The organism is Bradyrhizobium sp. U531, from assembly GCF_051710265.1.
Taxonomy (GTDB): Bacteria; Pseudomonadota; Alphaproteobacteria; order Rhizobiales; family Xanthobacteraceae; genus Bradyrhizobium.
Genome location: NZ_JASVEN010000010.1, coordinates 198030 through 212038, shown reverse-complemented (window position 1 = coordinate 212038; position 14009 = coordinate 198030). Strand labels below are relative to the sequence as shown.

The following is a 14009-nucleotide window of genomic DNA, read 5'->3' as shown; positions in this document are numbered from 1 at the left end:
TGCGGCTACGGTCAGGACGCCCTGTTTACACCCCGTTAACCATGAACTGATCTTAATGAGCGCATGTTGCAAGGGCGCGGCCGGTCGCGCGGCAATTGAAGAGAGCTGACATGGGGACCATCATTGAATTTCCGGCCGGTCGCCGGGTGGGCTCGTCGGGGGATGTCGCTCCGCGCGCGGACATGGGAACGATCTTGATTCTTCCCGTGATCCGTATCGAGCGCGAGGCGGACGAACCCAGCGGTGACCGCGGGCCCGAGCAGGGCACAGCGCCGGGACGCCGTCGTCGCCGTCGCTGACGTCCGGCTTCGTGCAATGCCGGACATCATCCGCCAGATCCGGCCCGTCCTATCGGCCGTCCTGCTCGCACTGCTCGCCGCAAGCCTTGGCGCCTGCAGCGGCGGTGATTTCGGTCGTACCCGCGCCGACATGCGTAGCGACGACATGCATCGCTGGCTCGGCGCCGAGGCCACCGGCAGCGTCGGCCTGAAGCCTTCGCAATTCCAGCTCACCGACGAGGAGCGCCAACTGCGCGACCTCGCCTATCCCATGATCGAGCCGCCGTTGTCGCGGCCGGCCTGGAAGAGCGTGTTCGGCGACTACAAGGCGATGCCCTCGCCCTGGCGGCAGAAGATCGTGTTCGACCGCACCATGTACGGGCGCACGCTGATCGACGAGCCGCACCGCTCCCATTCCTCGCGCTATGCGCAGCTGATCGAGGACGTGCGCAACGACACCACGCGCTTCGAGCCGTTCTTCGCCTCCGCGATCCGCGTCATCGACCTCGACAGGAAGCGCGACGCCAGCATGGCGCGCGTATCTGTCCTCTCGCCGAGGGAGAAGGAGGACGCGGTTGCGCGCATGCAGGAGAACTCGCTGATTGTGCAGTGGGTGCAGCTCTGCCTCGAGCAGCGCGTCTCGTCCTATCGCTGGGCGCTGGAGCGTCTGGTGATCCAGGCGCCCGACGGCATGGCCGCCGACGCCGACCGCCTGATCGGCGAGCTCGCCGCCCAGACCGCCAACCCGCCGGTCCAGGCCCAACCGCCTTACGGCCGCGCGGTCATCTCGAAGGGCTGAGCGCCTTGCGCGCGCGAGCGCTGCCCTCGGTTCGATCCGCCCCGCGCCGCTTCTGCAGCTTTCCGACGAACTCCCTCAGCGCGTCCGCCAGCGGGACCGCGGCGCGGTAGGCAAGGCCCACCTCGCGCTTCACCTTGACCTCGATCTCGCGCACCGCGATGTCGGGATTGCCGCGCACGACGCCCTCGGGGACGATGGCGATACCGACCCCGGCGGCGACCAGCGCGATGGCCCAGTCTTCCGACTGCGCGATCGCCGCGGTCTGGCGTCGCTGAGCGCCCCGGCCGAAGAACGCGCTCTGCTCGCAATGGCAGCGGTCGATCAGCGGCACGCCGGCGAGATCGGCGGCGCGGAGCTTCTCCTTCAGCGTCAGCGGATGCGACGGCGGCAGCGCGGCGACATAGCGCTCGCTCCACAGCGCGACGAACTGCTCGTCCTTGCGCAGCATGCTCCTGGAGATGATGCGCGCATCGGCGGGCTCGTCGCTGCCGACGAGGCGGAGCGCCACGTCGCTGCGCGCGGTCAGCGGCTTGAGCAGTGCGATGGTTCGGGGCACGTCGAGCGTGCGCATCAGGCCGAGCGTGAGCGTCGTCTTCGTGCTCGGCTTCCTGAACAGGCCGCGCGCCGCATCGGTCTCGTCGATGATGCGGCGGGCGTGGGCGTGAAACTGCTCGGCCGAGGCGGTCGGCGCGACGCCCTTCTTGTGTCGGACGAACAGCGTGGTGCCGAGCTCGGCCTCCAGATGGGTGATCGCGGTCGAGATCGAGGGCTGCGACACGAAGCAGGCCCGCGCGGCGGCCGTCAGATTGCGCTCGCGGTAGACGGCGGCGAAGTAGCGAAGCTCGCGGATATCCATAGGATTGGCCTAGAGATGATATCAATAGTCGATATTTTACCTATGGATCGCGCGATGACAAGAACGTCCTGCTCACAACCGGCAGGGACACGCGATGAAGATCCACCATCTCAACACCGGCACGATGTGCCCGATCGGCCGCCGCCTGGTGAATGGCAGCGGCGGCCTGTTCCAGCGCGCCCGCCTGGTCTGCCATTGCCTGCTGGTCGAGACCAATGACGGGCTCGCGCTGGTCGACACCGGCATCGGCCTCGGCGACATCGCAGCGCCCGGGCGGCTGGGGCGGCGCTGGGTGCGACAGACCGCGCCGAGGCTCGATCCTGCGGAGACGGCGGCCGAGCAGGTTAGGGCGCTCGGCTATTCCCTCAAGGACGTGCGCCATGTGCTGCTGACGCATCTCGACCGCGATCATGCCGGCGGCGTGCCTGATTTTCCCGACGCCGCGATCCACGTCCATCGCGCCGAATACGACATGGCCGTGCTGCGCAAGCCGGCGCCGCCCGAAGGGCGCTATGTCACGGGGCAATGGAGCCACGGCCCGCATTGGTCATTCTATGGCGAAGCCGGAGAGGACTGGTTCGGCTTCAAGGGCGTTCGCGCGCTCGGCGACAAGGAGGCCGACATTCTGATGATTCCGCTCGCCGGCCACACGCTCGGCCATTGCGGTATCGCCGTGCGATCAGGCGACACCTGGCTGCTGCACGCCGGCGACAGCTATTTCCATCATGCCCAGCTCGACGCATCGCCGCGCGTGCCGTTGATGCTCGGCTACTTCCAGCGCCGCGGCGACATGGACCGCGGCATGCGGATCGCCAACCAGGAACGGCTGCGCGCGCTGAAGCGCGATCACGGCGACCGCGTGACGATCGTCAACAGCCACGACCCCGCCGATTACGAGCGCTGCCGCTGCGGAGGGCATTGAGGCGTCCAGTCAGCGCTGCCCGTCATGCACGGAAATGTCGGACGCCTTGAGGCCGCCAATGCGTGCGTGGGGGCGGCCGCCGGTTGCCATCACGAGGCCGAAGGCGAGCTCGTCGCGGCGTGGCGCGTCCCACAGCGTCATCTCCGCCGTGCCGAAATGGCTGCGGACATAGGCGGCGTGGATGTGGCCGAGCGGCACCATCAGACGCGTGCCGGGGCCGCCGATGGTCTTCGCGGCCGGAACGATCGCCTTCGGTTGCCCCAGCACCTCGCGCATGCCCTGGCCGCCGGCTTCGTGCCAGACGGCGCCGTGCTCGAGCTCGCCGTCCTCGCCGACGATGATGCCCTTGCCATAGGCTTCGATCTTCGCCGCGCCGCCGAGCTGCGCGATCAATCCGCTCGCGAGCTCGCGCCCGAGCTCGCGCAAGGACGCCTGGAACGGCATCAGGTCCGACTCATAGCGGCCGGCGAAGGGATTGCGGATCACCGCAATGGCGGTGCCGACCAAAAGCGGCGTCTCCAGCCGCGGGCCGCGCTCGTGCCAGACGGTTTCGACGCCGAGCGCGGTCTTGCGAATGTCGTAGGCCATGCTGAAGCTAGGCCTCGTCCACGACGGGATTGCTGAGCACGCCGATGTTCTCGATCTCGACTTCGACCATATCGCCGGGCTTCAGGAAAACCGGCGGCTTGCGGGTGAAGCCGACGCCGGCCGGCGTGCCTGTCGCGATGACGTCGCCGGGCACGAGGTCGAAGATGGTCGAGCAATATTCGATCAGGCGCGGGATCGAGAAGATCAGCATCGAGGTGTCGGAGGACTGCACGGTCGCGCCGTTGACGCGCGTTTCCAGCTTCAGCTTGGTGGGGTCGCCGATCTCGTCGGGTGTGACCAGCCACGGGCCGAACGGGCCGGTGCCGACGAAATTCTTGCCCGAAGCGATCTGCTGGGCGTGGCGCTGCCAGTCGCGCACGCTGACGTCGTTGTAGATCGAGTAACCCGCGACGTGATTCCAGGCGTCGGCCTGGCGGATGTGACGGCCGCCCTTGCCGATGACGACCGCGAGCTCGCCCTCCCAGTCGAAATTGTCCGAGACCTTCGGCCGGATCACCGGCGCGTTGTGCGCAACTTGCGAGCGCCAGACCCGCAGGAAGATCGGCGGAAACTCCGTGATCTCGCGCTTCATGCCGAACGCCACGGCTTCGTTGTGGTGATCGAGATAGTTGCGCACGGCGCAGACGATCTTCTCGGGGCGCGGGATCACCGGGAGGTATTTGACGTCGCTCAGCGCGATCGTAGCCTTGTGCCCGGCGACGATGGCCTCGCGCTTAGCGTAATCGGCGCTGCCGAGGAAGTCCGCCAGCGTCGGGTATTGGGGCAGGGCACGGCCGAGATCCACCACGCCGTTTTCGACAACGGCGCCCCAGCTTTCCCGATTTCCGTCCAAGAACGACAGCAGTTTCATGGTTCCGCCCCGCGGGTTCCGATTTTCGATGTTTTACATTATTTTCGAAAATAGTGCGCGACGCAAGCCCGCCGCCGCAAAAATGCGTCGTGCCTATTCGGTGTCGAGCAGGTGGGCGGCGTAGGTCGCGACGTTGTCGGCGGTCGAGCGGATATGCGTCTCGATCAGCTGCACGGCGAGATCGGCATTGCGCGAGATGGCGGCCTGCATGATGGCCTGGTGCTCGCCGGCCTTGTCGCGCGGGCGCGGCCGGAAATTGGCCGACAGGTGCCGGTAGCGCTCGGCGCGGTCGAACAGCTCGGCACGGATGGCGAGCAGCGTCGCCGAGCCGCAAGCCGACACCAGCGCCTCGTGGAATTGGCGATGGGCGATCTTCCATTCGGGATCGCGCAAGGGGTGTTCGGGGTCGCGCTGCTCGATTCGCTTCAATCTATGCAGTGTGGAGATCACCGCGATTTCCCAGTCGTCATCGCCGCGCTCGATCGAGCGGCGGATCAATTCCACCTCGACCAGCACCCTTGCGTCGGTGATCTCGATCAGATCCTGGCGGCTGACCGGCGCGACGCGGAAGCCGCGCTGCTCCTGGGCGTCGACGAGACCCTCTGCGGCAAGCGCGGTCAGCGCCTCGCGCAGCGTCGTGAAGCTTGCGCCGAAGCGCTCGCGCAGCACGTCGAAGCGCAGCGGCTCGCCCGGCGCAAGCGCACAGGCAATGATCTCCTCGCGCAGCCGATGCGTGATGTCGGCGGCGATGGTCTTGCCGAATTCCTTGCGGGGACGAATGGCGCTGTCGGGCATGGGCCTGCCAATGAATCGATGCCTCAACATGCCGCTCTAACGACCATCTTGCAATAATTTTCGTAAACGGTATGATTTTCGAAAATATGGTCTGGGGGGTGAGACATGAGGGCAGTGCTGGTGCGTCAGCCGGGTGGGCCGGATGCACTTGAGGTGGTCGAGCTGCCGGTGCCCGAGCCGGGCCAAGGCCAGGTGCAGATCCGGGCCGAGGCGTTCGGGGTGGGCCAGCCCGACGTGCTGATCCGGCGCGGCGTCTACAAATGGATGCCGCCGCTGCCGGCCAATCCCGGCAACGACGTGGCGGGGCGCATTTCCGCGCTCGGGCCCGGCGTCGAAGGTTTTACGATTGGCCAGAAGGTGCTGCTCAGCGCGCGCGATCTGTCCCAGCGCGGCGGCTGCTACGCGGATGTCGTGGTCGCGCCCGCGGATGCCGTTCACGCCCTGCCTGATAATGTCGACCTGCAAGCCGCCGTGTGCCTGTCAAACTACCAGGTTGCTTATGCGCTGCTGCACGAGTGCCGTCATCCGCGCGCGCCCGCAAGCGCGCTGGTGATCGGCGCGGCCGGCGGCGTCGGCACCGCGCTGGTGCAACTGGCGAAGCTCGCCGGGATGACCGTGATCGGCACGGTCTCCACCGAAGAGAAGGCCGCCTTTGCGAAGGCCAATGGCGCCGATCACATCATCTATTACCGGCGCGAGGACGTGGTCGCGCGCACCCGCGAGCTGACGAAAGGCGAGGGCGTCGGCCTCGTGCTCGATCACGTCTGCGGGCCGGAATTCACCGCCTATCTCGGCGCGCTCGGAAAATGGGGCACGCTGCTGTCCTACAACGCCTTCGCCGGATTGCCGGAAGAAAACCTGATGGCGGCGATGCGCGATCATCTCGACATCTGCCCGGCCGTGCGCTGCTTCTCCTTCCACATCTACGACCACGATCGTGACGGGCGCCGCGCGCTGATGCGCAGCGTGATCGATGCTCTGAGCCGCAACGCGATCAAGCCGGCGATCTCGGCCGTGCTGAAGCTCGACGAGGTCAGGAAGGCGCATACGCTGCTGGAGCAGGGCTCCGCGCTCGGCAAGATCATCATGATTCCATGAGGGGATGGACCGCACGATGAGCACACAGGCACCCATCGCACGCTTCACCCGGCTGCGGCACGCGACCTTCACCTCGCCCGATCCGGAGCGGCTGCTCGACTATTATCGCGGCGTGATCGGCCTCGGCCTCGTTGCCCGCAACGGACAACGCCTGTTCCTCGCGAGCGATTCCGAGCAGCTCTCGCTCGTGATCGAGCCCGGCAACGCCGCGCTGACAAGCATCGCCTTCGAGATATCTCCCGACGTCCAGATCGAGGCGCTGGGCGCCGCGCTGAAGCAGGCTGATCTGCGGCCCGAACTCCAGAGCGATCCCCTGCCTGGTGTTTCCAGGCTATTGTCCTTCACCGATCCCGAAGGAACACGCTTCGAACTGATCCAGGGCTGGACGCCGACGCCCGCGCAGGAGCGGATCGGTGCGCTCGCCGTCGCCAAGCTCGGCCATGTCGCGCTGCGCACGCCCGATCCCAAGGCCGCTTCGGACTTCTTTGCGAACGCGATGGGCCTGCGCGTTTCCGACTGGATCGAGGATCGCTTCGTCTTCATGCGCAGCGGCTTCGAGCATCACACGCTGAATTTTGCCCGCGCTCCCGATCGCGGCCTGCACCACTTCGCGTTCGAGCTGCGCGGTCCCGAGCACATGCATCGGGCCTGTGATCATCTCGCGCGGCACAAGCTCCCCGTGCTCTGGGGGCCGGTGCGGCATGGCCCCGGCCACAACACCGCGATCTATCATCGCAATCCCGATGGGCATCTGGTCGAGCTGTTCTGCGATCTCGACCGGATGGCGGACGAGGAGCTCGGCTATTTCGAGCCGCGGCCGTGGCATCGCGATCGTCCGCAGCGGCCAAAGGTCTGGGTCGGGCTGCCGCGCGACGTCTGGGGCATGCCGCCGTCGCCTGAATGCACGGAGTTTGCGCGCTAGCGAATTCGGTTTGATCTAAACGACGCCGCACGCGTTGCGGCCAACGACATAACAATCAAAGGGAGGATGCATCCATGCGAGGGATGAAGCGGCTTGCTGCGGCCATTTTTCTGCTTGGCGGCTTTCTTGGCAATTGTCTGGTGGCCGGCTCTGCATCGGCGGATAATTATCCGTCGCGCCCGATCCGCCTGCTGCACGGCTTTGCCGCCGGCGGCGCGGCCGACACGCTGTCGCGCATCATCGCCGACGGGCTGTCGAAGAAGCTCGGCCAGCCCATCATCGTCGAGGCCAAGCCGGGCGCGGGCGGCAACATCGCGGCGGATGCGATCGCAAAGGCGGTGCCCGACGGCTACACGCTCGGCCTCGTCACCGGTGCGCACGCGATTTCGGCTGCGACCTACAAGAGCCTGGCCTACCAGCCGGCCGACAGCTTCGAGATGATCTCGACGCTGGTCTACTACGCGCTCGTCATCGCCGTGCGCAACGACTACCCCGCCAAATCGCTCGGCGAGCTCGTCGCGCTGGCCAAGGCGAAGCCGGGCTCGCTCAGCTTCGGATCGGTCGGTTTCGGCAGCACCCATCATCTCGCGGGTGAACTGCTCAACGCCACCGCCGGCGTCGAGATCGTGCACGTGCCGTATCGCGGCGATTCTCAGTCGACCACCGCGCTGCTCGGTGGTGAGGTTCCCGTCATCGTCGGCACGCCGGTGCTGCTCGCCCCGCAGATCCAGAGCGGCGCGATCCGTGGCCTGGCGGTCACCTCGCCGACGCGCACCGCGCTGTTGCCGGATGTCCCGACGGTGCAGGAGGCCGGCATCAAGGGTTATGACGTGCGCACCTGGGCAGGCCTGCTGGCTCCCAAAAGCACGCCGCCCACCATCGTCGCCGCGCTCAATGCCGCGACGTTGGAGGCGCTCGGAGATCCCGAGCTGAGGCAGCGTCTGGAAACCGCCGTCGGCGGCGAAGTCCGCGGCAGCTCGCCGGAGGAGATGAAGAAGCTGATCGAGACCGAGATCACCAAATGGACGGGCGTGGTCGAGCGGGCGAAGATTCCGAAGATCTGAGCCGGGCAGGCGGCGGTGCAAGCCGGCGTCTCTCTCACGAATGCTTGATCCGCATCAACAAGAGCCTTTGGCATTGGTATATGTTACCGAAGAGGCGGTCCGCCTCTCAAAGGTAAAGTCGATATCGATGCGGTTCGTCCGTACCATCCTGGCATTTGCCATCGCCATGTCCCTGGCGATGCTGCCCGTTGGCGCGTCGGCGTCCCATCTTGCCATGTCGCAAGACGACATGCAGGTGACCATGCAGATGGGCGGCGGCGCCGAGATGTCGATGGACGATTGCTGTGCGGACATGAAGGGGCCGGCCTCCAATACGGACGGCGATAAATGCGGGATGGGTTTCTGCTGCGTCGGCGGGATCATCGCGCTCGCCGATGTCAAGCCGGTTGCCTTCGAATCCCTTGCCATTGTCGCCAGCACGCTTCCCATCCCTGAGGATCAGGTCGTCACTGTCCGCGGCGCCAGTCCTCCCTTCCGGCCTCCTCGAATCTGATCTCGCCAAGCCCAAAGACGCGTGCGGCACGCTCTGCGCGCGAGGACTGACGTGCGCGCTTCACGCGCCACGGCGGAAGATCAGATCATGAGGACAGGACAATGCTTTCCAATTTCGGCACAGCGGCGCTCGCCGCCACCCTTTCGCTTGCCGCTTCCGCCGCGATGGCGGGCGCCGGCGACTACGCCTTTGAGCCGGTCACTACGCAAATGAAGAAGGGCGACGACGTCACGCTCTCGGTGCGCCTGACCAACAAGCAAACCGGCAAGCCGGTGGCGGACGCCGTCATCTTCAAGACCCGCGTCGACATGGCGCCGGACGGGATGGCCGAGATGGAATCGGCGGTGGCGCCGCTGCCGTCGCAGGAGCCGGGCGTCTACGCCTTCAGGACGGACCTGCCGATGGCCGGCCGCTACCAGGTCACGCTGTCGGCCAAGGTGCAGGGCGAGGCGGAGACCGTCACCGGCAAGGTGATCGTCACGGCGATCAAGTGAGCGTGCGGACGCCGCTCGCGGCGTCCGTCCTTCTCCATTCCACTCACATGGACGCGCGCTTGCCGCGCGAAAACACACCATGAAGACGCTGCGTCTCCTGACGACTTTTGCTCTCGGCGGCGGCCTTGCCTTGGGCGCTTATTGGCTCGCGAACAACGGTCGCTGGTCCGTTCATGCGGAGGCGACCCCGGTTGCGGCTCAAACAAATGGAGCTCCTCTCTATTACCGCGATCCCAGCGGTGCGCCGCTCTGGTCCGCCGGTCCGCGGAAGGACGACCGCGGGCGCGACTATCTGCCGGTTTACGAGGATGATCAGGCGGCCGCGGTGGCCTCGAAGCCGGCGCAGGCGGAATCATCGCGAAAGATTCTTTACTATCGCAACCCCATGGGCCTCCCCGACACCTCGCCGGTGCCGAAGAAGGATCCGATGGGGATGAATTACGTTCCCGTCTACGAAGGCGACGACGCCGACGACGGCGCGGTGAAGCTCTCGCCGGGCAAGATCCAGCGCACCGGCGTGAAATCCGAGCCGGTGGAGCGTCGCGCCATCCGTGTCGCGGTCAAGGCGCCCGGCACGATCCAGCTCGACGAGCGCCGCGTCTCTGTCATCGCGATGCGCGCCGAGAGCTTTGTGCAGAAGGTCGCCGACGTCACCACCGGCACGCGCGTGACATCGGGCCAGCCGCTGATGGAGATCTACAGTTCGGCGGTCGCGTCCGCCGCAGCGGACTATCTCGCGACGATCACCTCGAAGACGGTGGGCGGCGTCGAGGTCTACGGCCGCGGCTCGCGGCAGCGGCTGGTCAATCTCGATGTTCCCGAGCAAGTCATCGCCGAGATGGAGCGGACGCGGGTCGCGCCCGTCACCGTCCATTGGTCGGCGCCGCGCGACGGTATCGTGCTCGAGCGCAGCGCGATCGAGGGCATGCGCGCCAATCCCGGCGACGTGCTGTTCCGGATCGCGGACATCTCTCAGGTCTGGGCGCTGGTCGATGTCGCCGAGCGCGATCTCGGCACTATCGCGGTCGGGCAGGGCGTGGCGGTGCGCGCGCGCAGCTATCCCGGCCGCACCTTCAGCGGCAAGATCGCAATCGTCTATCCGCAGGTGAACCGTGACACACGGACGGTTCGCGTCAGGATCGAGCTCGCCAATCCCGATGCGGCGCTGCTGCCGGACATGTATGTCGATGCCGACATCGACACGGCCGATAGTGCACCCGTGCTGGCGATCCAGGACAGCGCGGTGCTCGACACCGGCGCGCGCCAGGCCGTCCTCGTCGACAAGGGCGAGGGGCGGTTCGAGCCGCGCGAGGTGAAGCTCGGCCGGCGCGGCGGCGGCTATATCGAGGTGCGCGAGGGTCTTGCCGACGGCGAGGCGGTGGTCACATCCGCCAATTTCCTGATCGATGCCGAAAGCAATCTGAAGGCCGCGCTCAAGGGCTTTGCTGAGGCGGGAGAGCACAAATGATCGCCCGCATCATCGCCTGGTCGGCGCGCAATTTGCTGCTGGTGCTGTTCGGCGCCGGCTTTGCGACCGCGGCCGGCCTCTACGCACTGGTCCATCTCCCGCTGGATGCGATCCCGGATCTCTCGGACACGCAAGTCATCGTCTACACCGAATATTCCGGCCAGGCGCCGCAGGTGATCGAAGACCAGATCACCTATCCCCTGACGACGGCGATGCTGACCGTGCCGAAATCGAAGGTGGTGCGCGGCTTCTCGTTCTTCGGCGTTTCCTTCGTTTACGTGATCTTCGAGGACGGCACCGACATCTACTGGGCGCGCTCGCGCGTCCTGGAATTCCTCAACGGCGCGGCGTCGCGGCTGCCCGCCGGCGCCAGCCCGACCATCGGGCCCGATGCGACCGGCGTCGGCTGGGTCTACCAATACGCGGTGATGTCCAGGGAATTGAACCTGGCGGATACCCGCACCCTCCAGGACTGGAATCTGAAGTTCGCGCTGGCCAAGGCCGAAGGCGTCGCTGAAATCGCTGGCATCGGCGGCTTCGTCGAGCAGTACAACGTGGTGCTCGATCCGCAGCGGATGCGCGATCGTGGCATCAGCATGCAGAAGATCCGTGACGCCATCCGCGCCAGCAACGCCGATGTCGGCGGGCGCACCGTCGAGCTCGCCGAGTTCGAATACGTCATCCGCGGCAAGGGCTACATCAAGGGCATCAACGACCTCGGCAACATCGTGCTGAAGACCTCTGGCGGCACGCCGGTGCTGCTCCGCGACGTCGCCCATGTCGAGCTCGGGCCGGACGAGCGCAGGGGCATCACCGAGCTGAACGGCGAGGGCGAGGTCGCCAGCGGCATCGTGTTGCAGCGCTTCGGCGTCAACGCCCTCGACGTCATCGAGAACGTGAAGAGGCGCTTCAAGGAGATCGCGAGCAGCCTGCCGAAATCAGTCGAGATCGTTCCGGTCTACGACCGCTCCAGCCTGATCTATGCGGCGATCGACACGCTCAAGCATACGCTGTTCGAGGAAAGCGTCGTTGTCGGGCTGGTTTGCATCGTGTTCCTGCTGCATGTCCGCAGCGCGCTCGTGGCGATCCTGATGCTGCCGGTCGGCGTGCTGATGGCTTTCGGCGCCATGAAGCTGCTCGGCCTCGGCTCCAACATCATGAGTCTCGGCGGCATCGCGATCGCGATCGGCGCCATGGTCGATGCCGCCATCGTCATGATCGAGAATGCCCACAAGCATCTCGAACGCGCCGAGCCCGGCCAGTCGCGCGTGCAGGTCCTGATCGATGCCGCTTCCGAGGTCGGGCCGGCGCTGTTCTTCAGCCTCTTGATCATCACCGTGTCGTTCATGCCGATCTTCACGCTGGAATCGCAGGAGGGGCGGCTGTTCAGCCCGCTCGCCTTCACCAAGACGTTCGCGATGGCTGCTGCGGCCTTGCTGTCCGTGACGCTGGTGCCGGCGCTGATGGTGATCTTCGTCCGCGGCAAGATCGTGCCGGAGAGCAGGAACGTCATCAACCGCGTCCTGATCTGGATCTACCGTCCCGTGATCAAGGGCGTGCTCCGCGCCAAGACGCTGGTGATCCTCGCCGCCGTCGCAGTGCTTGCCGTCACGGCATGGCCGGCAGGCCGGCTCGGCACCGAGTTCATGCCGACGTTGAACGAGGGCACGCTGCTCTACATGCCGACCACGTTGCCCGGTATTTCCGTCACCAAGGCGGCCGAGCTGATGCAGATGCAGGACCGCATCATCAAGTCGTTCCCCGAGGTCGCCTCTGTCTATGGCAAGGCGGGACGGGCGGCGACCGCGACCGACCCGGCGCCGACCGAGATGTTCGAGACGGTGGTCAATCTGAAGCCTAGGGAGCAATGGCGTCCGGGCGTCACCATCGACAGCCTGATCGCGGAGATGGACAAGGCGCTGCAATTCCCCGGCGTCTCCAACGCCTGGACCATGCCGATCAAGGCGCGCATCGACATGCTGTCGACGGGCATCCGCACGCCCGTTGGCGTCAAGGTCATGGGCACCGACCTCGCCGAGATCGACCATTTGGCGCGGCAGGTCGAGCGGGTGATCAAGACCGTCCCGGGCACCTCGTCGGCCTACGCCGAGCGCGGCATCGGCGGCTACTATCTCGAGATCGTCCCGGACCGCGAGGCGCTCGCGCGCTACGGCATCCTGATCCAGGACGTGCAGGACACCATCGCCGCTGCGCTCGGCGGCCAAACGGTGACGACGACCGTGGAAGGCCGCCAGCGCTTCACGGTCAACATGCGCTATCCGCGCGACCTCCGCGACAATCCCAAGGCCATCGCCAGCGATATCCTGGTGCCGATGCCGACGGGCGGCGCCGTGCCGCTCGGCGAAGTCGCCAAGGTCGAGCCGGCGCGCGGGCCGACCTCGATCCGCACCGAGAACGGCCAGCTCTCGACCTACATCTATGTCGACATCCGCGACCGTGACATCGGCAGCTACGTCGCGGATGCGCAGCGCGCCGTGACGGAGAGTATCCAGTTTCCCGCCGGCACCTATGTGGTCTGGAGCGGCCAGTACGAATATCTGCAGCGGGCCGCCGCGCGCCTCAAGATCGTGGTGCCCGTGACGCTGACGATCATCTTCCTGCTCCTGTACCTCAACTTCAGGGCGCTGACCGAAACCCTCATCGTGATGCTGTCGCTGCCGTTCGCACTGGTCGGCGGCATCTGGATGATGTGGTGGTTCGGCTTCAACCTGTCGGTCGCGGTCGCCGTCGGCTTCATCGCGCTCGCGGGCGTCGCCGCCGAGACCGGCGTCGTGATGCTGATCTACCTGGATCACGCGCTTGCCGAGATGAAGGCGAAGCGCGGCATCGAGGGCCGCGTCTTCACTCGGACCGATCTCCACGAGGCCGTCATGGTCGGCGCGGTCGAGCGCGTCCGGCCCAAGATGATGACGGTGGTCGCCATCATGGCGGGCCTGCTGCCGATCATGTGGAGCACCGGCGCGGGATCGGAAATCATGCAGCGCATCGCGCTGCCCATGATCGGCGGGATGATCTCGTCGACCCTGCTGACGCTGATCGTGATCCCCGCGATCTTCGGCCTGGTGAAGGGACGGGGACTGCCCGGCGGCGAGGTTCCCGCCGACCAGTATGCCACGACAGCAAATGCAGCCGACGCCCGGCAGGCCGCGGAATAACGGAACAGGTTGCGAGATCCGAGCGGGCCATGCCGGCTCCTCCGGAAAACTCTCTCCGCTGTCATTGCGAGGACTCTTGCGACGAAGCAATCCAGAGTCTTGCCGCGAAGGGGCGGTCTGGATTGGTTCCGCCTTCGCCAACGCTCCGGCGCACAACTCGCTTCGCTCGCAATGACGGGGCGCCT

At 66.3% G+C, this 14009-nt stretch carries 14 protein-coding genes; 10 read left to right on the top strand and 4 right to left on the bottom strand.

Going from position 1 to position 14009, the window contains the following annotated elements; translation table 11 throughout:
• Positions 1–110: 110 nt before the first annotated feature.
• Positions 111–299, top strand: a complete 189-nt coding sequence (locus QRQ56_RS33060; protein WP_128918928.1) for a hypothetical protein — start codon at positions 111–113, stop codon at positions 297–299.
• Positions 300–315: 16 nt separating this feature from the next.
• A complete protein-coding gene (locus QRQ56_RS33055) occupies positions 316–1077 on the top strand; it encodes a hypothetical protein (RefSeq protein WP_438745599.1) in 762 nt (253 codons plus the stop codon).
• Here the strand turns inward: QRQ56_RS33055 and QRQ56_RS33050 are convergent.
• Positions 1061–1933 (bottom strand): LysR family transcriptional regulator, encoded by an 873-nt coding sequence (locus QRQ56_RS33050; protein WP_438745598.1) that lies wholly within the window; start codon positions 1931–1933, stop codon positions 1061–1063. The two genes, QRQ56_RS33055 and QRQ56_RS33050, sit on opposite strands and share 17 nt — an antisense overlap.
• Positions 1934–2027: 94 nt before the next feature.
• On the opposite strand from QRQ56_RS33050, the gene QRQ56_RS33045 reads away from it, so the two are divergent.
• Positions 2028–2855 (top strand): MBL fold metallo-hydrolase, encoded by an 828-nt coding sequence (locus tag QRQ56_RS33045; RefSeq protein WP_438745597.1) that lies wholly within the window; start codon positions 2028–2030, stop codon positions 2853–2855.
• A 9-nt stretch (positions 2856–2864) separates the two neighbouring features.
• Here QRQ56_RS33045 and QRQ56_RS33040 read toward each other — a convergent pair whose 3' ends face one another.
• From QRQ56_RS33040 to QRQ56_RS33030, 3 genes are all read right to left on the bottom strand, one after another.
• On the bottom strand, positions 2865–3443 hold the full coding sequence (locus QRQ56_RS33040) for an amino acid synthesis family protein (RefSeq protein WP_438745596.1): 579 nt from the start codon (positions 3441–3443) through the stop codon (positions 2865–2867).
• A 7-nt stretch (positions 3444–3450) separates the two neighbouring features.
• Positions 3451–4314, bottom strand: coding sequence for a fumarylacetoacetate hydrolase family protein (locus QRQ56_RS33035; protein ID WP_438745595.1), 864 nt, complete (start codon positions 4312–4314; stop codon positions 3451–3453).
• A 93-nt stretch (positions 4315–4407) separates the two neighbouring features.
• Entirely contained in the window at positions 4408–5109 is a 702-nt protein-coding gene (locus QRQ56_RS33030; protein WP_438745594.1) for an FCD domain-containing protein, read from the bottom strand.
• 105 nt (positions 5110–5214) lie between these two features.
• Between QRQ56_RS33030 and QRQ56_RS33025 the strand changes: the two genes are divergently transcribed.
• The 7 genes from QRQ56_RS33025 (at position 5215) to QRQ56_RS32995 (ending at position 13824) form a co-directional block, all read left to right on the top strand.
• The gene (locus tag QRQ56_RS33025; RefSeq protein WP_438745593.1) at positions 5215–6207 is read left to right on the top strand and encodes a zinc-dependent alcohol dehydrogenase family protein; all 993 of its coding nucleotides are present in this window, start codon (positions 5215–5217) and stop codon (positions 6205–6207) included.
• A 16-nt stretch (positions 6208–6223) separates the two neighbouring features.
• Positions 6224–7129, top strand: coding sequence for a VOC family protein (locus tag QRQ56_RS33020; protein WP_438745592.1), 906 nt, complete (start codon positions 6224–6226; stop codon positions 7127–7129).
• 74 nt (positions 7130–7203) lie between these two features.
• Positions 7204–8193, top strand: coding sequence for a tripartite tricarboxylate transporter substrate binding protein (locus tag QRQ56_RS33015; RefSeq protein ID WP_438745591.1), 990 nt, complete (start codon positions 7204–7206; stop codon positions 8191–8193).
• A gap of 127 nt (positions 8194–8320) precedes the next feature.
• Positions 8321–8686, top strand: coding sequence for a hypothetical protein (locus QRQ56_RS33010; RefSeq protein ID WP_438745668.1), 366 nt, complete (start codon positions 8321–8323; stop codon positions 8684–8686).
• A 101-nt stretch (positions 8687–8787) separates the two neighbouring features.
• Entirely contained in the window at positions 8788–9180 is a 393-nt protein-coding gene (locus QRQ56_RS33005) for a FixH family protein (RefSeq protein ID WP_438745590.1), read from the top strand.
• Positions 9181–9259: 79 nt separating this feature from the next.
• On the top strand, positions 9260–10648 hold the full coding sequence (locus tag QRQ56_RS33000; protein ID WP_438745589.1) for an efflux RND transporter periplasmic adaptor subunit: 1389 nt from the start codon (positions 9260–9262) through the stop codon (positions 10646–10648).
• A complete protein-coding gene (locus QRQ56_RS32995; protein ID WP_438745588.1) occupies positions 10645–13824 on the top strand; it encodes an efflux RND transporter permease subunit in 3180 nt (1059 codons plus the stop codon). The genes QRQ56_RS33000 and QRQ56_RS32995 overlap by 4 nt, the downstream gene beginning before the upstream one ends.
• The last annotated feature ends 185 nt before the right edge of the window (positions 13825–14009 follow it).

Coding starts and splice junctions, on each gene's coding strand:
- QRQ56_RS33045 (WP_438745597.1), top strand. CDS start 2,028: ATGAAGATCCACCATCTCAACACCGGCACGATGTGCCCGATCGGCCGC.
- QRQ56_RS32995 (WP_438745588.1), top strand. CDS start 10,645: ATGATCGCCCGCATCATCGCCTGGTCGGCGCGCAATTTGCTGCTGGTG.
- QRQ56_RS33035 (WP_438745595.1), bottom strand. CDS start 4,314: ATGAAACTGCTGTCGTTCTTGGACGGAAATCGGGAAAGCTGGGGCGCC.
- QRQ56_RS33055 (WP_438745599.1), top strand. CDS start 316: ATGCCGGACATCATCCGCCAGATCCGGCCCGTCCTATCGGCCGTCCTG.
- QRQ56_RS33030 (WP_438745594.1), bottom strand. CDS start 5,109: ATGCCCGACAGCGCCATTCGTCCCCGCAAGGAATTCGGCAAGACCATC.
- QRQ56_RS33005 (WP_438745590.1), top strand. CDS start 8,788: ATGCTTTCCAATTTCGGCACAGCGGCGCTCGCCGCCACCCTTTCGCTT.
- QRQ56_RS33060 (WP_128918928.1), top strand. CDS start 111: ATGGGGACCATCATTGAATTTCCGGCCGGTCGCCGGGTGGGCTCGTCG.
- QRQ56_RS33010 (WP_438745668.1), top strand. CDS start 8,321: ATGCGGTTCGTCCGTACCATCCTGGCATTTGCCATCGCCATGTCCCTG.
- QRQ56_RS33000 (WP_438745589.1), top strand. CDS start 9,260: ATGAAGACGCTGCGTCTCCTGACGACTTTTGCTCTCGGCGGCGGCCTT.
- QRQ56_RS33020 (WP_438745592.1), top strand. CDS start 6,224: ATGAGCACACAGGCACCCATCGCACGCTTCACCCGGCTGCGGCACGCG.
- QRQ56_RS33040 (WP_438745596.1), bottom strand. CDS start 3,443: ATGGCCTACGACATTCGCAAGACCGCGCTCGGCGTCGAAACCGTCTGG.
- QRQ56_RS33015 (WP_438745591.1), top strand. CDS start 7,204: ATGCGAGGGATGAAGCGGCTTGCTGCGGCCATTTTTCTGCTTGGCGGC.
- QRQ56_RS33025 (WP_438745593.1), top strand. CDS start 5,215: ATGAGGGCAGTGCTGGTGCGTCAGCCGGGTGGGCCGGATGCACTTGAG.
- QRQ56_RS33050 (WP_438745598.1), bottom strand. CDS start 1,933: ATGGATATCCGCGAGCTTCGCTACTTCGCCGCCGTCTACCGCGAGCGC.